The organism is Candidatus Dormiibacterota bacterium (assembly GCA_035532035.1).
Lineage (GTDB): Bacteria > Vulcanimicrobiota > Vulcanimicrobiia > Vulcanimicrobiales > Vulcanimicrobiaceae > Tyrphobacter.
Genome location: DATKRS010000011.1, coordinates 113,723 through 135,896, shown reverse-complemented (window position 1 = coordinate 135,896; position 22,174 = coordinate 113,723). Strand labels below are relative to the sequence as shown.

Genomic DNA, 22,174 nt, shown 5'->3' with positions numbered 1-22,174 from the left:
TGTCAGCCGAGAACCGAAGCTTCTCCTCCGTCTTTAAAAGAAGGCCTAAGTCACCGCTCGGGGTGAAATGAGGCGGGCTCCGATGAACTGGAAGACGCTCAAGACTCCCTTCAAAGCGGTGGTCATTCTCGCGGTTGTGGCCTTCGCCGTCGTTTCGTCGTTCCCGATCCAGCAGAAGATTCGCCTCGGCCTCGATCTCGTCGGGGGCTCGCGCTTGATCCTGCAGCTCTACCCGACGGCGGAGGTGCCCCAGATCACCTCGCAGATCCAAGATCAGACGATCCAGGTCATCGACCGACGCATCAACGAGCTCGGCGTCTCGGAGCCGACGATCTCGAAGTTCGGCGGCAACCGCATCTTGGTCGAGCTTCCCGGTCTCAATCAGAACCAGACGGCGGAGGCCGAGAACCTCTTGAAGACCGCTGCGGTGCTCGAGTTCAAGATCGTCCCGCCGGCGATCGCACAAGAGGCGCAGCAGGACCTCGATCTGCTCAAGCAGCCGAATATCACGCCGCAGCAGCGGGCGCAGGCGGAGAAGTTCGTCGCGCAGACGGCGTACGCGCTCTCCGGCCCCGTCGTCTATTCGGGCAAAGACCTCAAAGGCGCGCAGTCGGGATACCAGCAGCAGGGCGGCTCGGCGATCGTGCTCTTCCAAACGCGCGATGCGGCGCGGTTCGGACGGCTGACGACGAACAACGTCAACAAGCCCCTCGGCATCTTTCTCGACCACCGCTTCGTCTCGGCGCCGAACATCAACAGCCCGATCTTCGGCAGCGGTGAGATCGAAGGAAACTTCACGCAGCAAGACACGATCACGCTCGCAAACGAGCTGAACGCGGGTGCGCTGCCCGCGACCATACGCATCATCTCCAACGAGAGCATCGGCGCGACGCTCGGCAAGATCGACCTCGTCAAGTCGCTGTGGGCCTCCATGCTCGGCCTCGGGCTCGTCTTGATCTTCATGATCGTCGCCTACCGCCTTCCGGGATTTCTCGCCGATCTCGCGCTTGCGATCTACGTGCTCGTCATGGTTGCGATCTTCGCGGTGTCGGGCTCCACGCTGACCCTTCCGAGCATCGCCGGCTTCGTGCTCTCGATCGGCATGGCCGTGGATGCGAACGTCCTGATCTTCGAGCGCATCAAAGAGGAGCTGTGGAACGGCAAGTCGCTGCGCGCCGCGGTGCGCGTCGGCTTCCGGCGCGCCTTCACGGCGGTCTTCGACAGCCATTTCACGACGATCGTCGGCGCCGGCGTACTCTACATGCTCGGGACCGGAACCGTCAAAGGCTTCGCGTTCGCTCTCTTCTGGGGCACCGTCGTCTCGCTCGTGACCGCGGTCTTCGTGACGCGTTTCTTCGTCGACGTGCTGGTCGACAACGACGTCGCGACCGCGCCGCCGCTCTGGGGCGTACGCAAAGACGAGGTCGGCATCTTCTCCAAGGGCGCGGTCGAGGGGGCGTAATGTTCTTCCGCCGGCTCAACTGGAACATCGTCGGGTGGTTCAAGATCGTCTCGGCGATCTCGTACATCGTGATCGCGCTCGGTTTCGGCGCGATGATCTATCACGGTTTCGAAGGCGGTCAAGGGTTCCAGCCGTCGCACATGCTGCAGCTGGGCCTTTCCTTCACGGGCGGAACCGACGTCGACGCGCGCTTCACGCGTCCGGTCACGATTCCGCAGGTGCAGCGCGCGATCGCGCCCCTCCACCTCCTTGCGCCGCAGATCACGACCGCGGGGGCGACGGGCACGGAGATCGTGATCGACACCCAGACGGCGCTTGCGAACAACGCCGAGGCGATCTGGAGAGCGCTCGGCACGGTGGCACCGGTCAATCGCAGCGCGTCGTCGATCACGTCGGTCGGGCCGACGCTCGGCGCGGAGTACTTACGCGACGCGATCTTGGCGCTCGTCATCGCGCTCTCGATCCAGTTCCTTTACATCGCGTTTCGCTTTGGGTGGAACTACATCTTCGGCCTCGTCACGGTCATCGCGCTCGCGCGCGATGCGGCGATGATGATCGGCATCTACGCGCTCGCCGGCCGCCGCGCCGACGACGCGTTCCTCGCGGCGGTGCTGACGGTCATCGGCTACTCGGTCATGGATACGATCGTGATTCTCGATCGAATTCGTGAGAACACGAAGCTGATGCACAACAGGCCGTACGACTACATCGTCAATGAGTCCATCAAGCAGACGATGACGCGCTCGGTGAACACGCTTGCGACCGTTGTCATCACGCTCGTCGCGCTGCTCGCGCTGGGCGGCGCGAGCTTGAAGAACTTCGCCTTTGCATTGCTCGTGGGCATCTGCTCGGGCGGCTACCATTCGATTTTCTATTCGGCACCACTCGTCCTGACGTTCCGTAAGCGGCAGCTCGAGCGCGCGGCACGGCTTCGCGCGGCAGCGCGCGTGCCCGAACGTGCGGCCGTAACCGCACGCGACGCGGGCGCAGCGCAGCGCGGCGGTCGCGCACGCGAGGATATCGTCGCCGCGCGCAGGGAGCGCCGCGCGAAGGAGAAGGCGGCGCGAGGCTCCGCGCAGGCGCAAGCCGCGCGCTACCGCCGCAAGCGGGCCGAGTCCGCGACCGCGGTCGCCGAAGAGTTCGATCCGCTCGACGCGCAGAACGCGGGGCTTCACGAGGAGGCACTCGAGCAAGGGCACGAAGAGATTCGCCTGAATCTCGAAGGCTTCGAGCCGGAGTCCGCACCGGTCGAGATCGATCGCCACGAGAACGACGAGAACAAGGAAGAGTAGCGGCCTTCCGCCGCCGACGCCGTCGGAGGCTGCCTTCGAGCGCGCGCTCGCGGAGCTCGCGAGCAGCCCTCACGCCGATACCGACCTTCGCGCGTTCGTCGACGACGCATTTGCGCGGCGCGAGGAGTTTCTCAAGGATCCGTACGCGAGCATCGGCGATGCGTCGTCGTTTCATTCGAAGATCGTCGGCGTCTCGTTCGAGGGCCGGCAGGACACGATTGCGGGTCTGCATGAGGGCGCGGAGCTCGAGCTCGTTCGCGAGCCGGCGCACGAAAAGGACCCCAATGCGATCGCCGTCTTTTACGGCGGTCTGCGCCTTGGCTACGTGCGCGCGGGCATCGCCAAACATCTCGCGCCGCCGATCGACGCCGGCGCGCGGTATCGCGCCCGCGTCGAAAACCTCACCGGCGGCGGTCAGAGGCATCGCGGCGTGAACATCTTCATCGTGCGCGACGCGTACGCCACCGTCGCGCAGCGCGCGCACGAGGTGGAGACGTTGCGCGCGGCGTGGGGCGGCGAGGCCGATGCCGTACGCGGCGCGCTCATCGGCGCGTCGCAGCCGCACGAGTATCAACGCAAGGTGCTCGAGCACGTCGAGCGCGGTAAGAGTACGCTCGCGCTCTTCGGAACGGGGCGCGGGAAGTCGTTCTGCTTTCAATATCCCGCCGTGCTGCGCGCGCTGGCCGGAGAAGGCAAGACGCTCGCGATCTATCCGCTGCGCGCGCTCGCGAACGACCAGTACGAAGCGCTGTTGCGGCGCCTCGAGCAGTTCGGGCTGCGCATTCTGCGCGCGAACGGGTCGATCGGGCCGCAGGAGCGCGACGATCTCTTCGCCGCGCTGCGCGAGGGCACGTGGGATCTCGTGCTCGCGACGCCCGAGTTTCTCTCGTTCCACCGCGATGCGTTTGCGGATCGGAGCAGCCCGACGTTCGTCGTCGTGGACGAAGCGCACCACCTCTACGAGTCGCGCCATCGCGCGGCGTACGCCGCGCTCGGAGCGACGATTGCGTCGCTCGGGCGCCCGCAGGTCTTGGCGCTCACCGCAACGGCAGGCGAGCAAGCCTTCGCGCGGATCGTCGAGCAGCTACGCATCGAGGAATGGGTCATCGACCCGACGGTGCGCGAGAACCTGCACCTCGTCGACGCACGCGGCCGGCGCGACAAGCTTGCGTATCTGCGGGAGGTCGTCGACGACGGGAAGACCATCGTCTACTGCAACTCGCGCAGCGAAGCCGGAAAGGTGGCCGAGCGGCTGCGCGCCGCGCTTTCGGGGCGCGGGGAAGTGATGTTTTACCATGCGGGGATGCCGAGCGCGCAGCGGCGCGACGTGGAAAAATACTTTCGCGAAGGCGCGCTGCACGTCGTGGTAGCGACCTCCGCCTTCGGTGAAGGCATCGATCTACCGGACGTACGCCACGTCGTGCTTTATCATCTGAACTTCAGCTTCACCGAGTTCAATCAGCAGGCCGGGCGCGCCGGGCGCGACGGAGCGCCGGCGCAGGTACATCTGCTCTTCGGCGAGAGCGATCGCCGCATCAACGAGTTCATCATCGATCGCGGTGCGCCGACGCTGACAGTCTTGCGGCACATCTACTCCGGCATGAAGGATATCGCGCGCGGTGGCGTGCTGCGCGGAAGCTTCGCGGACCTCGCGCGAACGCTTGATCTCGAAAAGGCCGACGATAGAACGATCGCTGCGGCCGTGCGCATCTTCGAGGACGAAGGCCTCGCCGAGGTCGCCGAAGACGACGACGGGCGCTACGTTCGCTTTCCGGCGGTCTCAGCGAAGGTCGACATGACGCGCAACGAACGGTTCGCCGAAGGGGAAGCCGAACGCGAGAGCTTCAGCCGCTTCGCCGAGTTCGTGCTCTCCGCGCGCATCGAAGACCTCGAGCGCCTCGTGAACCGCCCCATCTATCCGAACGTCTTGCCGCGGCGATAACGAAGGAACTGGCTCCTGGCCGGACGTACCTTCGCAGCATGATGCAGCAGCGTTTTCTCTTCGCTTTGTCGTGCGCGTTTTTTGCAGCGTTCGGCGCTCCGGTTCTTGCAGCGACGGCGACGCCGCACCCGCCCACCGCGTACGACGCGTTCGTCACGGGTGCGACGGTGCAGTCCGGGCTCATCTCGATCGTCACGAAAGCAGGAAACGTCTATCTCGCGCTCTCGAAGTCTCAGCTCGGAGCCGACTTCATCGAGACGTCGGTTCCTGCGAGCGGCCTCGGCGGCTTCGGGCCGGCGCCGGGCGAGCCGTACGTCGCGCCGGCGCGCATTCTGCACTTCGATCGCGTCGGCAACGACGTCGTTCTTCGCTGGCCGAACACCTACGCGCGGGTCGACCCGTCGAGCCCCCAGGCACTCGGCACCAGCGAGTCGCTTCCGAGCTCCATAATCGCGGTCGAGCCGATCGTCGCCGAAGACGCGGCAACGGGTACCGTCGTGATCTCCGCCGTCCCGTTTCTCTCGGACGTCGGAGACTTTCAAGCGCAGTTCGATGCCGCGATCGCGAGCCCGCTGCACGGATACCACCTCGACCCGACGCGCACGCTCTTTACCGGGAGCAAAGCATTTCCGCAGAACGACGTGCTGCGCGTCAGCCAGACGTGGGCGAGCTTGGATCCGGACAAGATCGACAACGCTCCCGACGCGCGCAGCATCGAAGTGCGGATGTCGTACAACATCATCGCCGCTCCGCACGACAACTACAGACCGCGAATCGCGGACTCGCGCGTCGGCTACTTCGTCCAGCCGCTGATCGATTTTGCGAGCGACGCGCACATGACGCGCAACCTCTACTACATCTCGCGCTGGAACTTCGCTCCCGCGCATCCGGGAACGCCGTCGAACGCGACCAACCCCATCGTCTTCTATTTGAGCAACGACATCCCGACGCAGTATCGCGCAACCGTGCGCGACGCATTGCTCACCTGGAACGGCGCATTCCGGCGCGTCGGAATCCTCAACGCGATCCAAGTGCACCAGCAGCCGGTCGATCCGAACTGGGATCCCGACGACATCCGGCACAACATCGTTCGTTGGATCGATACGTCTCGGCCGGAATACGGCGCGGAGGCGCTGATCGTCACCGATCCGAGGACGGGCGAGGAGCTCAACGTCGGCATCAACGTCGACGCGATCGAAGGCATGGCGGCCCGGCTCTATCGCTACGTCGTCGCTCCCGCACGCGGGCTGGCAGACAACGCGGCCGCCGAGCGGCAGTTTACGCTCCAGTGGCTGCGCGCAACCGTGCTGCACGAGTCCGGGCACGACATGGGCTTGCAGCATAACTTCATCGGCTCGATGGCGTACACGGCGCACGATCTGCAGAGCCAGGCCTTCACGCAGCGGTACGGCGTTGCCACCTCCGTCATGGAGTATGCGCCGGTCAACCTGTGGCCGCGCGGAACGCCGCAGGGCCAGTACGCGCAGACCGTGCTCGGGCCCTACGACTACCACGCGATCCAGTACGGCTACGAGTACGTGCCCGCAGCCTCCACGCCCGAGCAGGAACTGCCGGCGCTGCGCCGCGTGGCGTCGATGTGGAGCAACCCGACGTATCGCTTCGCCTCCGACGAGGACGTCGCGTTCGCGAACGGCCACGCAATCGATCCGCGCGTGCAGCAGGAAGATCTGACGGATCACCCGCTGCAGTGGTGCTCCGTTCAGGAGACGATGATGCACCGGATCATGAACGACATCGATCGGCGATTCCCGGCGCGCGGCGAATCGTATGCGGATGCGCTGCGTGCGTTCATGATACCGCTGACGACGTACTTACGCTGCGCGATGATTCCCGTGCATACGATCGGCGGTGAATACCTGTCGCGCGCGCACGCCGGCGACCCGCACTCCGCGCCGCCGCTGACGGCGGTCTCGCGTTGGCAAGAGGAGCGTGCCTGGCATGCGCTCGGCAGCGGTCTCTTCTCGGACCAGGCATGGGCCTTCAGCCCGAGCGTGCTGGACCGCCTCACGTATTCGGAGGTCAGCTCGTTCACCAACGCCACCTGGGCATACGTGCCCGCGCCGCGACACGACGTGGCCGTTTCGCAGATTGCCGCCGCCGCGCAGGACGCCGTGCTGAACGAGCTCTTTGCGCCGTTGACGCTTGCGCGGATCGACGACCTCTCGCTGAAGTATCGGGCGGGCTCCACGATGAGCCTCGCCGATCTCTTCGACTGGGCGCGCGCGAGCATCTTCGGCGATCTGGCGACGGGAGCGGTCGTGCGTGACGGCGTCGTGCGGCGCGGCCTCCAGGTCCGCTATGCAAAGCGCCTCGCGGCGCTGTGGACGTCGCCGGCGCCCGGAACGCCGTCGGACGCGCAAGCGCTGGCGCGGCTTCAGCTCGTCTACTTGGAGCAAGACGCGGGCAGCGGCCTCCAGCATCGTAATTTGAACGAGCTGACGCAAGCGCACCTGCAAGCGCTCGCCGCCATCGCGCACCAAGCGCTGCAGGCGCGCGCGACGATCGCGCCGCCGCCGGCCCCGGCGCTCTCGCCCTAGCAGGCGAGTAGCGAGATTTTTCCCGACCGTTCGCACGGTCGCATACTGGCGTACGGATGGGTACAATGCGGGGATGAGACTCTCAGCTCGTATCCTATCCCTCGCGGCGGCACTCGCGCTCCTCGCGAACGTTGCCTTTGCCCTGCCGGCCATGGCGCAGTACGCGAACGGCTCGAACGGCGAGCCTACGTATAAGACATGGCAGCCGGCCTGGAATGCCGGACGCTACGATCGCATGCACGTCATCCTCGGCACGGTCGCCGGCTTCACGCCGTATCGCTTGACGGTCGCCCTTCGGAACGGCGGCACGCAGATGGTCGACTTGAAGAACGGCACGGCGATCTTTCCGACCGGGCAGACGCCGGCGACAGGCGAGCACGTCGCATTGATCGGCTACTACAGCAAAGGAACGTTCATCGCCAACCGCGTGATCTTGCGCTCGTTCTAGCTACGCGAGGGCGTGCGTAAGGGCGGGGCCGTCGACGGACCGGTAGAACGCGTTGTTCGTCTCGCTCATGCGCGGTGCCCACGGATCGATCTCGCGTCGCGCCGTCGGCAGATGCACGGTGGGTCCAACGGCGTCGCGGTAATCGGTACCGCCGAAGGGCGCGAACGCCCGGCTCTCGCCGTGCGCCAGCACGAGATCGCGAACGTTGCACGCTGCCGTTTTTGCGTCGGCGCGCACGCTCGCGTCGAGCCGCGCATCGTCTGCGAGCCGATCGTACACGGCGAGTGCGGGTCGATCGGCGCGCCAGGGAAGATCCTCGCGCCCGGGGATGCGGGTCATGCCGGCGACGCTGCTGATGTCTTCGCGCATCGCCGCGCGAGCTGCGGGATCGTGCGCGCGCGCGACGAGCGCATCGTTCAGGCGCTTGATCGCGACGCCTGCAGCGTACGTCGCACGAGCGTCGCAATCGATCACGTCGAATGCGGCGGCGGGTCCGAACGTGCCGAACGGACCGGCGTCGTACTGCGTCTGCATCACGCGCGCGACGATTGCGCGCGCCATCGCCTGCGGATCGGATGCGTGAGATGCGATCGCTTCGGCAACGCCCGTAGGCACGCCGGGCGCGACCATCGTCTCGGGGCTTGCCGCGAGGTAATGCACGCCGGCTCGCGAGAGCGCGTTTTCGAACCCCAAGCTCGCCATGAGGCATTGATTCGCAACGACGCCGTCAACGCGGCGCGCCGCATCTTCGGGGTGCGCGCGCGCGTGGAGCGCGACGCCTTGCGCAATCGCGCTTGCGATCTTCGGCATCGGCATGATGCGCCCGTCGCTCGTCTGTAGTCCGCCGCCGTCTCCACCGCCGTGGTCCACGAGGTCGATCCATGTCGATTGTGCCCCGCACGCCTCGGCTTCGTCGAGCGTGCGGGCGACGAAAGCGGCGAGCGTTTTCGGATCGCTCATCTCCTTCGCGTCGCGAACGCGATCGTGCGTTACCGTGCCTCCCGCGAGATCGAAATCGTGCGTCGCGAGGCGACCCGTGGCGACGGCGCTCGTGTCTTCGACGGCGAACGCGATGCGCGGATCGCGTCGCGAGACGTCGATCGCCTGAGCGACGACCGACTCTTGAATCGCGTCGAGGTTGTTGTCGCCGTCACGGTATATCCCGAACTCGAGCGTCCGCCGCGGGGTGAGTGGCGCTGTTTGCATAGGGCCTCCTGATTCGAAGTGAACTCAAGGGGCCTTATTGCGGCAAACGCCTCCGGTGACAAGGGGAGACTACTCTCCCCTGACCTAGCGTCTTGTCAAATGCATGTCGCCGCTGATCGTCTTGAGGCTGATCGTCGCGGATCCGTTGCCGATGCGGCCGTCGGCCGAGACGCCGACGGTTTGCCTATGCGACGGGATCGGGAAATCGCTGTGGAATCCGCCGGAGATGCTCTGTGCGCTGACCGACGCGTTGCTCGAAGGCGGGACCGCCAGCGTGACGGAGCCGCTCACGGTTTGGATCTCGGCGCGATCGTTGCCGGTCATGTGGAGCATGGAGGCGTTGACGTCGCCGCTTACGGCATTTACGCTCAGGTCGCCGCCTACGCCCGACGCGGTGACCTCGCCGGAGACTTCGTTGATCTCCACTGCACCTTGCATGCCGGACACGCTGACGTCGCCGCTTACGTTGGCGAGTTGCAGCGAGATATCGCGTGGAACGTGGATGGTGTAGTCTACGCCCGCACCGGATTCACCCCAAAAGAAGAAGCCATCGTGCTGGTAATGCGTCGAGATCTCGACGTCGGTCGCTGGAATGGTGTCGCGAGTGACGTTGATCGTCGTGCGCCGTAGTGCGGTCACGTTGCCCGCGTGCTTGCGAGCGACGATGTCGATCTCGTGGCGGTTCCAGGGGACGATGACGATCGGCCCGGAGACGTTCGAGACGCGCACGTGCGCGTGCGGTGCGAGGGCGAAACGTTCGTGCATGGTCGAGTGAACGGCGTCACCGCCGAAGTCCCCGCTGATGCAGCCGGGGAGAGCGAGGACGGTAAGAGCGAGGATGGCGAGGAAGCGTCGCATGTCTAGGCTACCTCCGTGGAGCCTCCAGGGTTTCAGTGCCGCCGGCGGGGGCCGGAGGCCCGACGCCGGGCCTCTCGAATACCCGGTCCTTCGTGAGCCTTGAGAGCCTCATTCGAGCCATCCCCGATTTTCCGCTGCCCGGAATCCTCTTCCGCGACATCACGCCGCTGCTGAAGGACGCGAAGGGTTTCCGCAGCGCGATCGATCTCTTCGTCGATCGCTTCAAAGGGCGCGGCATCGGCTACGTCGTCGGCATCGAGGCCCGTGGGTACATGCTGGGCGCGCCTCTCGCCTACGGAATCGGCGCCGGATTCATCCCCGTGCGTAAGCCCGGCAAACTCCCCTTCAGCAAGCTCTCCGAGTCGTACGCGCTCGAGTACGGAACGAACTCGCTCGAGATCCACGCCGACGCGCTCGAGAACGGCGATCGCGTCATCGTCGTCGACGATCTGCTTGCAACCGGTGGAACGGCTTCCGCGACGCGGCGGCTGCTCGAGCGGCTCGGTGCGAAGGTCGAGTCGTTCGCGTTTCTCATCGAGCTCGACGCGCTCAAAGGCCGCGACGCTCTCCCGGGCGCGGAGGTGGTCTCATTCATACGATACTGAAGCGCGGGGCTGCGCTCTCCGCGATGCTGCTCTGCGCGATCGCCGCGCTCGCGATCGTGACGTCGCCGGTCCAGGCGCGTCGCCACGCGCCGCCGACGCCGTCGCCGACGCCGGTTCCTCCAGCGAACCCCGTGGTGACGCAGATGGCGCGGCGACAGTTCGTCTTGTGGCAGGCGGGACGCATCGACCGCACCGAGTACACGGCTTCGCTCAGCGCGCAGATCGACGATGCGAAGGTTCAGCAAACATCGACCGATCTCGGGGCGCTCGGAGCGCTGCTCGGCTTGCAGTACCTCGGACCGGTCCCGATTCCAGGCATCCCCCCGGGCGCCGGCGTCTATCTCTATAAGATGAACTGCTCGAACGGCTCGATCTACGAGCAACTAGCGCTCGACGCGAGCGGCAAGGTCGCTGGGATCGTCTTCCGCGACACGCTCGCCACGCCGACCCCGGCCCCGTGATACAATGGGGGCCCAGGCTCCCATGACCGTTGACGAACTGATCGCGAAGGTAAGCTCGTACGACCCGTCACTCGACGGGGCGTGGCTCCGGCGCGTCTACGAAACGGCGGATCTCGCCCACGAGGGCCAACACCGCGCCTCCGGGGAGTCGTACATCGCCCATCCGCTGGCGGTCGCGGTAATTCTCGCCGACCTCGAGATGGACCGCCAGACGATTGCCGCCGCCCTCCTGCACGACGTCGTCGAAGACACGAGCGTCACGAGCGAGCAAGTCGCCGCGGCGTTCGGTGAGGAGATCGCGCAGCTCGTCGAGGGCGTCACCAAGCTGACGCGCATTCCCTATCAGTCGAAAGAGGACGCGCAGGTCGAGAACCTTCGCAAGATGTTCATGGCGATGGCGCGCGACATCCGCGTCATCATCATCAAGCTTGCGGACCGGCTGCACAACATGCGCACGCTCGCGAGCCTAGCGGCGTCCAAGCAGCAGGCAATCGCGCGGGAAACGCTCGATATCTACGCACCGATCGCGCACCGCTTGGGCATTTGGCGCATCAAGTGGGAGATCGAAGATCTCTGCCTGCGGTATCTCGAGCCCGACGCCTATCGCGACATCGTGGAGCGCGTCGCGAAGACGCGCGACTCACGCGAAGCCGACGTTGCCGAGGCGATCGCCCGCCTCGAGCGGGAGTTCAAAACGCTGAAGATCGAGGCGGAGATCCAAGGACGTCCGAAGCATTTCTTCTCGATCTACTCGAAGATCAAGCGCGGGCGCGAGTTCTCGTCGATCTACGATTTGACCGCGATCCGCATCATCGTCGAATCCGTCAAAGACTGCTACGCCGCGCTCGGCGCGGTGCATGCGATGTGGCCGCCGCTTCCCGGGCGCTTCAAAGATTACATCGCGATGCCCAAACCCAATATGTATCAGTCGCTGCATACGACCGTCGTCGGCTCGCAGGGCGACCCGCTCGAGATTCAGATTCGCACCCGCGAGATGCACCGGACGAGCGAGTACGGAATCGCCGCCCACTGGCGCTATAAAGAAGGCGGCAAGCAGGATCAGTTCGAGAACAAGCTGTCGTGGCTGCGCGCGCTGCTCGAGTGGCAGAAGGACATGCGCGACTCGCGCACGTTCATGGAGAACCTTCGCCTCGACCTCTTCGACTCGCAAGTCTTCGTGTTCTCACCGCGCGGCGACGTCTATCCCATGCCGGCGGCAGGATCGCCGCTCGACTTCGCCTATGCCGTTCACACCGACGTCGGCAATCATTGCGTTGGCGCGAAGGTCAACGGCCGCATCGTACCACTCGATTATCAAATGCAAAACGGCGACATCTGCGAAATTCTCGTCAGCAAAGCCGGCGGCCGCCCGTCGCTCGACTGGCTCTCAATCGTGAAGACGTCGAGTGCGAAGCACAAGATCAAGCAGTGGTTCCGTCGCGAGCAGCGCTCCGAAAACGTGCTCTCGGGGCAGGAAGCACTCGAGGCCGAGCTCGTTCGTCATCAGGTGCGTCTCGATGCCGTGCGCGGCGAGGTGACCGAGCGCATCGCCAAGCGCATGAACTACGGCTCCGCTGCGGATCTCTTTGCCGCCATCGGCTTCGGCGACGTCTCGCTGCAGACGGTGGTCAAACGCTTGCGCGACGAGATTCGCGCAGACAACGTCGTCGATCTCACGAAGATCGGGCGGCGCGCTCCGGCGCGGCGCAGCGCGCACGGCGGCAGCGGCGTGCGCATCGCTGGAATCGACGACGTGCTGGTGCGCCTCTCGAAGTGCTGCTCGCCGGTTCCCGGCGACCCGATCATCGGTTACGTCACGATCGGGCGAGGCGTCAGCGTCCACCGTGCCGACTGTCCGAACGTCGCGTACATGAACGCGACGCCGGATCGCATTCTGCAAGCGCAGTGGAGCGGCAGCACGGAGAGCACGCATGCGGTGGACGTGGAGGTCGAAGCCTCCGACCGGCCGCAGCTGCTGCAAGACATCATGGCGATCTTTGCCGAGCGCAAGACGCAGGTGAGCTCCGTGACCGCACGCGTGCGGCGCGATGGATTGGCGGTGACGAGCCTCACGGTGCAGATTCGCGATCTCGACCACCTCCACACGCTGCTCACGCGGCTGGAGCGCTTGAACGGCGTGCGACGCGTCTATCGCGTGACCAAGCGCGAGCGCACGCAGAGCTCGTGACCGCCGCCGCTTGAGCGCGAGCCCGCTGCTTCCCGATGCGGTGGCGTTCGTTGCCGGTGCAATGAACAGCGTCGCGGGCGGTGGAAGCTTTCTCTCGTTTCCCGCACTGATCGCCGCCGGCGTCTCGCCGATTCCCGCAAATGCCACGAACAGCGCGGGGCTCTGGGTGGGAAGTATCGGCGGCGCGCGCGGCTACGCTCCGGAGCTGCGTGCGACTCGGGCGCTGCTCGTTCCGATCCTCGCCGTCAGCATTGCCGGGAGCCTGCTTGGGGCCGTGCTGTTGATTCGTACGCCTGCGCTGCTCTTCACCAGAATGATCCCGTGGCTGCTGCTCTTCGCGACCGTGACCTTCGCCGCAAGCCCACTCGTCAAGCGGCACGCCTCCGGTACGCCCCGCAACGCCCCGTGGCAGCTCGTCGCCCAGTTCGCAGTGTCGGTGTACGGCGGGTATTTCGGCGCCGGAATGGGCATCCTGATGCTCGCAATTCTCTCGTTTACCGGCTTTCCGGGAATCAACGCTGCCAACGCGCTGAAGAACGTGCTCTCGGTTGCGATCAACGGCGTCGCGCTCGTTCCATTCATCATCGTTGGCATCATCGATTGGCGCTTTGCGATACCGATGGCGGCGATGGCGCTCGTCGGCGGATACGCGGGCGCGCATCTCTTTCGCCGCTTGCCGCCGATCTATGGGCGCGTCGTCGTCATCGTCATCGGCGCCGTGATGACCACGGTCTTCTTTCGCCGGTGATCTATGTCGTGCTCGCTGCGGGAGAGTCGCGCAGGATGGGATTCGCGAAAGTCTTCACGCCTCTCGCCGGCGCGGGCGCGCCGCTCGAGCGCATCGCCGCGCTGCTCGAAGCGCGCGGCGCGGTCGTCGTCGTGCCGCCCGAGCGTCGTGCGGACGCGCGGCGCATGGCACCGGACATGCGCGTCGTCCTCAACGCCGAGCCGGAGCGCGGCATGACGCACTCGCTGCTGCTCGGCCTAGCAGCGGTTCCGCAGGATTCGCCATTCGGCGTGTTGCTCGGCGACAAGCCGTTCCTTCGGCGTTCGACGCTCGAGCGGATGGAGCGCGCTCTCGACGGCTTTGACGTCGCCTACCCCGTCGATGCGGCCGGGGTGCCCGGACACCCCGTACTCTTCAGTCCGCGCGCGCGCGGATTGGTGGATGCGCTGCCGGACGGCGACACGATCTCGGTCGTCCGCGACGATCCATCGCTCCAACGCAGAATCGTCGAGGTCGCCGACGACGGTGCATTCCGCGACTTCGACGAGCCGGCCGAGTGGCCGTCGTAGGCGGGCAGGAAGGCTCTAGGAGGTGGATCGGGCGCATCGCGCGGACCCGTAGGTGACGAGCGCGCCGTGCTCCACGCCCTGATAGAGCTGGCGGAAGATTCCGCCGGAGACGCTCCACGACTCAGGCCCGTCGGTGCGATCGACGTGGAGCTGGTCGTGCGATCCGTACCAGCGCCAAACCCCTCTCGCGTCCGGGCCTGTCGAGAAGTCGCGATAGAAGCCGCCGTCGTCATGGTAGTCGTCGTACATCCATACACGAATCGCGGGGAGATATTCGACGTACGCAGTGCCGGCCTCGGCCGTACTCGCTACGCTCCATCGGACAATCGTCCAGTGACGACCCGGGCCGGCCGCAATAACGTACGACAGGCGTGTCGCCGGCTGTCCGCGCGAATGGTTGACGCAGTCCCAGTGGCCCCCAAAAGCATTGAGGAACAGGGATGCGACGGTCGCCAGCGCGAGCATCAGTGTAGCACGATGCTCGTGACGAGGCAGTCGTACTCAAAGCTCGGACCATGGTCCTCCTCGACGATTCCGGTGCCGAGCGCGTACCCGTAGTTGTGCGTCGAGCTGCTCTCAAAGTACGGTGCTACGGTGAACGTTCCAAGCGGCGTAGGATTGCTCGATTCGATGCCTTCGAAGATGCGGTCGATCGTGCTTGCGTTTTGGCCGGTGTAGTCGTAGGCGGTACCCGTCGGGCCGGGGTTTGCCGCGACGATGATCGTCGGCGCGATCGTCTGCGGCGTGCCCCCGACGAGATAACCGTAGATCGACGTGTTGCGCTGCGCGTCGTTGGCGAGTAACTGGATGACGGTCGTGCTCTGCGTCGGCGAGCTCGGTATTTGGATGGAGAACTCGTACACCGTCTGCCCGCCGACCGTGGTCGTTCCGAGAACCGAGTTTTGGATCGCGTACTGCTGCTCGGCGGGGTTGTGCGTGTTGTGGCACGTGTACGTCCAGGTATCGCCGACCGCGAGCGGTTGGTAGTACGCGGGAGCGGGCGGGCTGGGGTTGGGTCCGGGCGTTCCGCCGCCGCCTCCTCCGCCGCCGCAGGCGGCGAGAAGGGCGCAAAGCCCGGCGACGACGATCCAATGGCGCATGAACTACCTCCCTGTGCCTGAGGCACGTGGGAGAATCATCTCGCCTGCGGGGCGGCGAAGTCTCCAAGAACCCCTCATCGAGCTATGATGAAATTATGAACGAAACGTATCGTCTCGACCGCTGCTGCGTTTACGCGGAGGAACGCGTGCTGCGGTGCGGCGACGACATCGTGCCGTTGCCTCCGAAGGCGCTCGACGTGCTCGTGGCGCTTCTCGAACGCCGCGGCGGCGTGGTTTCGAAGACGGCGCTGATGGACGCCGTCTGGGGGCATGCCGGCATCGAAGAGTCGAATCTCACGCAGAGCATCTACCAGCTGCGGCGCGCGCTGCAGCGTTGGGATCCGGCGGTGCGGATCGAAACGGTTCCGCGCCGCGGCTACCGGCTCGTCGACGGTGCTCCCACAGGGGAGCCACGCGTTGCGGCGGGCGGGCGGTGGAGCCGATGGCTCGCGGGAGGCCTCGTTGTAGCGGTGGTGGTGGTGAGTGCAGGCGCGGCGTGGTGGCACCTGTCGCGGCGGCCTCCGGCCGGCGTTCCGCCGTCGTACGCGATGGGGTATTACTACTGGAGCAATGCGAAGGACATAGCCGACGACGAGCGAGCCATCGCGTATTTCGATCGCGCCATCGGCGAAGAGCCGCACAGCGCTCTCGGATACGCGGGCTTGGCCGACACCTATCTCAGCCTCGCCGTGCGCACTGCCGGCACCGCACGCATGATCGCCGATGCGCGCTCTGGATTTCATGCCGCGCGAGAAGCGCTTGCGATCGATCCGTCGTCGGCGGACGCTCACGCGGCGTACGGCCAAGCGCAGTCGCTCTTCGGCGACCCTGCGATCGCGTTGCGCGAGTTGCATCGCGCGGTCGAACTCGATCCGACGCTTGTGGAGGCGCATACGTGGTATGGCGAACTGCTCATGTCGCAGGGGAGCGTGCGGGACGCGGCGGTGCAGTTTCGCGCTGCGCTTGCCCTGAACGGGTCGTGGACGGAAGCGGGAGATAATCTCGCCATGCTTGCGTATTTGAGACGCGATTACGTGCGAAGCCGCGCCTATGCGAGCCAGTCGCTCGCGCAGAGTCCGGGCGACCGCGGCGCGGCGTTCGTGCTCGCCCTTGCGGACGGGCAGCTCGACCGGCGCAAAGCCGAGCGCGAGCTGATCGCGCTGGAGCAAGCCGGTTCGCGCCGCGACGTCGCAGTGAGCGCACTGCTGAGTTACTACGAGAGCGAGGATCGCGACTGGCCGCAAGCGTCGGCCGCTCTCGATCGTGCTGAGCGAGCCGTTCGAGAGCAGGGCTCCGTGAGCGATCCGTCGGCGATCGTATCGCTGGCAGCAGCGCTCGCGGTGCGGCACGAATCGGCGACGGCGCTGGCGTGGCTCGCACGCATCGACGTACCGAGCCGAAGGCTCTTTGCGAACGATCCGCGCCTGGACGCATTGCGCGGCGACCCGCTCTTCGCGCGCTGGCTGCACGCGACGTAGTGCGCGAAATCTACGGCACGATCGCGCGGCGTCTGCGCGACGAAGAGCCTTTTGCGGTTGCGACGCTGATCGCGACGCGAGGAGCGAAAGCCTCTGCAGTAGGGACGTCGCTCGTCGTCGACGCCGATGGATCGTTCGCCGGGGACATCGGTGCCGGATGCCACGAAGGAACGATCGTGGAGCGCGCGCTCGCGATGCTCGGCGAAAGCAGTACGGCTCCGGTGCGGCTGCCCTTCGAGCTCGACGACGAGCTCTTGGCGGGAACGGGCTGCGGGGCGTCCCTCGACGTCGTCGTCTGGAGGCCGCAACGCGCCTTCGAAGAGACGGCTCAGGCGATCGCCGCCGGCGAGCGCGACGTCACATTCGACCTCGACGGTGAAACGATCGTCGTCGGGCGCCGGCCACGTCTGCTCATCGTCGGTGCAACGGCGCTCGCCGCAGAGCTGACCGCGCTCGCGCAGCGCGCCGATTACGTCGTGACGGTCGTCGATCCGCGTCCGCCGTTCGCGACGCGAGAGCGCCATCCGACCGCCGACGAGCTGCTGCTCACGTGGCCCGACGATCCCGTTGCCGTCGCGCGCGCGCAAGAGGCAGTGGCGATTGCCGTCGTGTCGCACGACCTCAAGCTCGATCTTCCGGCGCTGCGAACGGCTCTGGGATCGCTCGCAGCGTACGTCGGGCTTCTCGGGAACCGGCGCGTGCAGGCGGCGCGGCGCGCGGCATTGCTCGCAGAGGGCTACGAACGCGTGCAGATCGCGCGCATCCGCGGACCGGCCGGCCTCGATCTCGGCGGCGTCACCGACGGCGAGACCGCGGTCTCGATTCTTGCCGAGATGATCGCGGTGCAGCGGGAGCGCTCGGGCGAGCCGCTCTCACGCGGCAACGGCCCGATCCATTTGTAAGCGGGTTTTAAGCTCTGGCAGCCGCTTCTTGCGCGAGCCGCGCGTCGGCTTCGGGCGGCCAGTTCGATGCCGTGATGCTCTCCGGCGCGAAGCGCATGTAGATGATCGGAATCAGCAGCAGCGTCAGGACGAGCGAGCTCAGCACGCCGCCGATGACGACGATCGCGAGGCTCGAGCGCGTGGAAGACCCCGGCTCGATCGCGATCGCCAGCGGCAACATTGCCGCGACGATCGAGAAGCTCGTCATCACGATTGGCCTGAATCGCGTGAACGCGCTCTCTTTGATCGCGGCGAGCTTGTCGCGCCCGCGCCCCCGCAGCGTGTTGGCGTAATCGACGAGCAAGATGCCGTTCTTGGTCGCGATGCCCACCAGCAAGATCGTGCCGATCAGCGAGAAGAGATTGAGCGTCTGATGCGTGATCAGCAGGGCGCCGATCGCGCCCACGGCGGCGACCGGTACGGAGAAGATGATGATGAACGGCGAGCTGTAGCTGTTGTACAGTGCGATCATCAGCAAGAAGACCAAGATGACCGAGATCACGAGAGAGGTTCCCATGCCGACCAGCGTTTGGTGCATGAAGTCCTGTTGCCCGAGCGGTGCGGGCCGAACGACGACGTTCGGCGGCAGGTGAAGCGAGTGGAGCTGCTTCATGAAGGCCCGCTCGACGTTCGAGAGTGAGGCCCCGGGTGCGACGTTCGCGTCGACGTGAATGACCGTGTTGCGGTTCGTGCGCGTGATGAACGGCGGCGTTGGCGTCCACGCGAAGGACGCGAAGTCTCCGAGGTGCACGATGTTGCCGGCGTTCGTGCGGATCGGGATTGCCGAGAGCGTGGCGAGGCTGGTTTGATCTGCGAGCGGATAGATCACTTGCACCTGCTCGAGGCCGGCGCGCGTCTCGAACTGCGTCGCGACGTTGCCGCCGAACGCCGCTCCGGCCGCCTCCGCGGCTTGGCCGAGGTCGACGTCGAGCGCCTGGGCCTTCTGGCGGTTGAAGATGACCGAGACCTCCGGCGCGAGATCCTGAGCGGAGCTGTTGACGCTCGTCGCACCCGGCACCGTGTGCAGCAGCGCCAACACGCGTTGCGCGTACGGCGTCGGATCGCCGCCGGTGAGATCGGAGACGAGGAAGTCGAGCGGCTGCGCGTTGCCGCCGCCGGTTCCGGAGGCGGGAATCACCGACGTGGGCACGTTCGGTAACACGCGGTGGGCCAGCGTGCGGTACTGCGCCACCCAGTAGTAGGTCGAGTGTTTGCGCGCGTCCTTGAGGAAGATGTGGATCTGCGCGACGTCCGGTTGCACGACGAAGCCGCCGAACGACGCGGAGTACGCGCCCGCGACGGTCGTCTCGTGCTGGAGATCGGACGTGTTGTCGATCGCGGCCTCGAGCCTATACGCACCGGCGCGCACCCGATCGATCGGCGTCCCCTCAGGGTAGTTGATCTGAACGAAGATCTCGCCGCGATCGACCGGCGGGATGAACGTCTCGCCGACGACGCCGAGCGGCACGAGTGCGACCGAGAGAACGAAGCTCAAGAAACAGCCTACGACGACCGTTGCGCGGTGGTCGAAGGCCCACGGCAGCGCTTTGTGCGCGTACCAGCTGCGAACGTTGTCGAATCCGCGGCCGAACGCCTCGACGACGCGCCAGGGCTTCCAGTGCGACTTCAGCGCCCACAACCCGGCGAGCGTCGGCGTAATAGTGAAAGAGATGAAGAGCGACGTGAGCGTCGAGATCACGATCACGAGGGCAAACTCGACGAGAAAGCGGCCGACTTGCCCCGGGATGAACGCGATCGGCAGGAAGACGACGACGTCGACGAGCGTGATGACGACCGCCGCGGCGCCGATCTCCATGCGGCCTTCATAGGCCGCTTCTTCCGGCGGTTGCTTGAGCTCGCGGAAGTGCCGCTCGATGTTCTCCAGGACGACCGTCGAGTCGTCGACGAGGATGCCGATGACGAGCGTCATCGCGAGCATCGAGATCGTGTCGATCGTCATGCCCATCATCTTCATCACCGTGAGCGTGATCGCGAGCGACGTCGGGATGGCGATGCAGACCACGATCGCGCTGCGCCACGAGCGCAAGAAGAAGAGCATCGCGATCGCCGTGAGGAAGATCGCCTCCAACAGCGTGTGCGTGACGGCAGTGATCTGCTGCTGCGTGAAGCGCGACGCGACGTTGATGACTTCGAACTGAATGGCGGGAAACTCGTGTTCGAGCTGCGGCAGCGCACGCAAGAACGCGTTCGACGCGTCGACCTCGCTCGCGTCGGCGGTCTTCTGCACCGACAGGAAGAAGCCGCGGCGCCCGTTGATGCGCGCGTACTGGAGCTGCGGCTCGTTGCCCGCGACGACGCGTGCGACGTCCCCGACGCGGGTGACCTGAGCGGAGGCGGTCCAAGGGTCGACGGTTCCGGGAAGGCCGGAGACGCCTGCCGCGTACGACTGCGTTTGGCCGGCGGTCTGGGAGGAGCGCGCAGCACTTCCCGCGGTGATGATCGGCAGCGCTTTGACCTCATCGATGTTCTGAACGTCACCGCGGACGTCGATGATCGTTTGGCGGCCGGGCTGGTACGCGTATCCGCCGGGAACGCGCTGGTTCTCGGCCGAGATGGTGTTGATGACGTCGTTGATGGTGAGGTTACGCGCGGCAAGCTTTGCAGGATCCACCTCGACCTCGTAGGCGGGCGTGACGGTGCCGCCGACGTCCGCGTACGAGATGCCCGGGATCTGCTGAACCTGAGGAACGACGACGTTGTTGGCGTAGAGGGCCAGCTGCGCGGGCGTGAGCTTTGCCGAGTACATCGCGAGCGTCACGACCGTCTCTTCGCCAGGGTCGCGGATGTCGACGGTAGGCGCCTGCATGTTCGTCGGCAGCTGGCGTTCGGCGGCTTGGACGGCTTTCTCCGTCAGCGCGAGATCGGTCGCCTCGTTGGAAGACAGCGAGAAGCTTGCGGAGATTCGCGCCCGCCCTTGCTGAACGACCGAGTTGATGTTGTCGAGGCCGGTCGTTCCGGCGAGGTTCTCTTCGATCGGCGCCACGATGTTGTCGCGCATCTCCGTTACGGAGGCGCCGCTGTAGCCGGCTTCGACCGTGATCGTCGGCCGAGAGACGTTCGGGAAGTACTCCTTGACGATCGTGGCGAGCGAGACGATGCCGCCGAAGAGCATGAGCGATACGATGACGAAAACGAGCGTCGGCCGCTTCAGGAAGAGCCGCGTCAGGTTCACTGCAGTGAGACTTTCTGACCGCTGCCGACGCTGGCCAAGCCGTTGTTGACCACGCGCGTGCCGGACGCGATGCCCGTTACCACCGAGGTAACGCCGTCGTTGCCGATCTCGTTGACCTGCGCGACGTGAATGACGTGCTGCGCGTCCACCGTCATGATCGCCGTGTGGTTTTCGTCCGTGAAGGCGCTCTCCGGAACGCGCACGCCGCGCAGCGCCGGCAGCGCAACGGATGCTTGCACGGACATGCCCGGCCGGAGCCGCCGTTGCGGATTATGCAGCAGAACCTTCACGGTGAAGTCCGTCGATCCGGGGACGATTTCGTTCAGGACCCCGACGACCGTTCCCGGCGCTCGCAGGCCGAGGTCCGATGCGTCGACGGTCGCCGGAGCGCCGACGGCGACGTGCGCGATCTGCACGCCCGAGCCGTGGACGACCGCGTAGACCGGATCGATCTGCTGGATCGTGAAGATCTGCCGATTGCCAGGGTACTCCCCGGGATTGAGGTTGCGATTGACGACGACGCCGTCGATTGGCGATACGATCGTGGCCTTCGCCATCTGCACGCGCACTTGCTCGGCTGCCGCTCGCGCCTGCGCGACGGCTGCCGCCTGGAGCCCGCTGCCCGCGATCGAGCCATTCGCTTGGACGTTGGCCTGGGCGGTGCGAACGGCTTGCTCGTCGTTACGGACGACTTCGAGCTGATTGTCGTAGGTCTGTTGCGAGAGATAGCCGTGGCTGAGCAGCGCACGATCGCGGGTCAGGTTCAGCTGATCGGTGTGGAGCGTCGTTTCGGCTTGTTGAAGGGTATTGACCGCTTGCGAGATCGACAAGCCGCCCTGATAGACGGCGTGCGACGTGTTCGCCTCGTCTGCGGCGAGCTGCGCCTGGAGGTCGGCGGTATCGAGCCGAGCGAGCACCTCGCCGCGATAGACGGTGTCGCCCTCTTGCACGTAGACGCCGTCGGCCGCCTCGACGAGTGTGGTCTGGATCGCAACGTTTTCGTATGGGGCGATGATGCCCGCAAGCTGCGAGGCGGGGTGAATCGCCCCGAAGGTAGCGATCGAAGTCGCGACATACGGGGGCGCTGCCGGCCCTTGCGCCCCGCCCCGGCCGTGGCCTGCGCACCCGGCCATGAGCATAACGAAA

At 65.8% G+C, this 22,174-nt stretch carries 18 protein-coding genes; 12 read left to right on the top strand and 6 right to left on the bottom strand.

What is annotated here, in order from left to right:
* Window positions 1-82 precede the first annotated feature (82 nt).
* The 5 genes from secD to VMV82_04490 all read left to right on the top strand — a co-directional run bounded on the left by secD (window position 83) and on the right by VMV82_04490 (window position 7,702).
* A complete protein-coding gene (gene secD, locus VMV82_04510; protein ID HUY40812.1) occupies window positions 83-1,462 on the top strand; it encodes a protein translocase subunit SecD in 1,380 nt (459 codons plus the stop codon).
* Window positions 1,462-2,754 carry a protein translocase subunit SecF gene (gene secF / locus VMV82_04505; protein ID HUY40811.1) on the top strand — a complete coding sequence of 431 codons (1,293 nt, stop codon included), beginning with the start codon at window positions 1,462-1,464 and terminating at the stop codon, window positions 2,752-2,754. Before secD ends, secF begins: the two co-directional genes overlap by 1 nt.
* Entirely contained in the window at window positions 2,678-4,696 is a 2,019-nt protein-coding gene (locus VMV82_04500) for a helicase-related protein (GenBank protein HUY40810.1), read from the top strand. Before secF ends, VMV82_04500 begins: the two co-directional genes overlap by 77 nt.
* Window positions 4,697-4,734: 38 nt before the next feature.
* Window positions 4,735-7,254: a zinc-dependent metalloprotease gene (locus VMV82_04495; protein HUY40809.1), complete on the top strand. Its 2,520-nt coding sequence runs from the start codon at window positions 4,735-4,737 to the stop codon at window positions 7,252-7,254.
* A gap of 73 nt (window positions 7,255-7,327) precedes the next feature.
* On the top strand, window positions 7,328-7,702 hold the full coding sequence (locus VMV82_04490; protein ID HUY40808.1) for a hypothetical protein: 375 nt from the start codon (window positions 7,328-7,330) through the stop codon (window positions 7,700-7,702).
* Here the strand turns inward: VMV82_04490 and VMV82_04485 are convergent, their stop codons facing one another.
* A complete protein-coding gene (locus tag VMV82_04485) occupies window positions 7,703-8,908 on the bottom strand; it encodes a hypothetical protein (protein HUY40807.1) in 1,206 nt (401 codons plus the stop codon).
* Window positions 8,909-8,992: 84 nt separating this feature from the next.
* Entirely contained in the window at window positions 8,993-9,766 is a 774-nt protein-coding gene (locus tag VMV82_04480; GenBank protein ID HUY40806.1) for a DUF4097 family beta strand repeat-containing protein, read from the bottom strand.
* 92 nt (window positions 9,767-9,858) lie between these two features.
* Between VMV82_04480 and VMV82_04475 the strand changes: the two genes are divergently transcribed.
* Genes VMV82_04475 through VMV82_04455 form a run of 5 tightly spaced genes read left to right on the top strand, consistent with a single transcriptional unit; the run spans window position 9,859 to window position 14,316 of the window.
* Window positions 9,859-10,371: an adenine phosphoribosyltransferase gene (locus VMV82_04475; protein ID HUY40805.1), complete on the top strand. Its 513-nt coding sequence runs from the start codon at window positions 9,859-9,861 to the stop codon at window positions 10,369-10,371.
* Between the two features lie 23 nt (window positions 10,372-10,394).
* Window positions 10,395-10,832 carry a hypothetical protein gene (locus VMV82_04470; GenBank protein ID HUY40804.1) on the top strand — a complete coding sequence of 146 codons (438 nt, stop codon included), beginning with the start codon at window positions 10,395-10,397 and terminating at the stop codon, window positions 10,830-10,832.
* A 22-nt stretch (window positions 10,833-10,854) separates the two neighbouring features.
* Complete coding sequence (locus VMV82_04465; protein ID HUY40803.1) at window positions 10,855-13,020, top strand: bifunctional (p)ppGpp synthetase/guanosine-3',5'-bis(diphosphate) 3'-pyrophosphohydrolase; 2,166 nt, start codon at window positions 10,855-10,857, stop codon at window positions 13,018-13,020.
* A gap of 10 nt (window positions 13,021-13,030) precedes the next feature.
* Entirely contained in the window at window positions 13,031-13,768 is a 738-nt protein-coding gene (locus VMV82_04460) for a sulfite exporter TauE/SafE family protein (protein HUY40802.1), read from the top strand.
* On the top strand, window positions 13,765-14,316 hold the full coding sequence (locus VMV82_04455) for an NTP transferase domain-containing protein (GenBank protein HUY40801.1): 552 nt from the start codon (window positions 13,765-13,767) through the stop codon (window positions 14,314-14,316). Before VMV82_04460 ends, VMV82_04455 begins: the two co-directional genes overlap by 4 nt.
* Before the next feature lie 15 nt (window positions 14,317-14,331).
* Here VMV82_04455 and VMV82_04450 read toward each other — a convergent pair whose 3' ends face one another.
* On the bottom strand, window positions 14,332-14,781 hold the full coding sequence (locus VMV82_04450) for a hypothetical protein (protein HUY40800.1): 450 nt from the start codon (window positions 14,779-14,781) through the stop codon (window positions 14,332-14,334).
* Window positions 14,781-15,416 (bottom strand): hypothetical protein, encoded by a 636-nt coding sequence (locus VMV82_04445; GenBank protein ID HUY40799.1) that lies wholly within the window; start codon window positions 15,414-15,416, stop codon window positions 14,781-14,783. Before VMV82_04445 ends, VMV82_04450 begins: the two co-directional genes overlap by 1 nt.
* 95 nt (window positions 15,417-15,511) lie before the next feature.
* Here VMV82_04445 and VMV82_04440 point away from each other — a divergent pair, with 95 nt between their 5' ends.
* Window positions 15,512-16,894, top strand: coding sequence for a winged helix-turn-helix domain-containing protein (locus VMV82_04440; protein HUY40798.1), 1,383 nt, complete (start codon window positions 15,512-15,514; stop codon window positions 16,892-16,894).
* Complete coding sequence (locus VMV82_04435; GenBank protein ID HUY40797.1) at window positions 16,894-17,796, top strand: XdhC family protein; 903 nt, start codon at window positions 16,894-16,896, stop codon at window positions 17,794-17,796. Before VMV82_04440 ends, VMV82_04435 begins: the two co-directional genes overlap by 1 nt.
* A gap of 7 nt (window positions 17,797-17,803) precedes the next feature.
* Here the strand turns inward: VMV82_04435 and VMV82_04430 are convergent, their stop codons facing one another.
* Both VMV82_04430 and VMV82_04425 read right to left on the bottom strand, forming a co-directional pair.
* Window positions 17,804-21,028 carry an efflux RND transporter permease subunit gene (locus VMV82_04430; protein ID HUY40796.1) on the bottom strand — a complete coding sequence of 1,075 codons (3,225 nt, stop codon included), beginning with the start codon at window positions 21,026-21,028 and terminating at the stop codon, window positions 17,804-17,806.
* The gene (locus VMV82_04425; protein ID HUY40795.1) at window positions 21,025-22,161 is read right to left on the bottom strand and encodes an efflux RND transporter periplasmic adaptor subunit; all 1,137 of its coding nucleotides are present in this window, start codon (window positions 22,159-22,161) and stop codon (window positions 21,025-21,027) included. The genes VMV82_04430 and VMV82_04425 overlap by 4 nt, the downstream gene beginning before the upstream one ends.
* Window positions 22,162-22,174 lie beyond the last annotated feature (13 nt).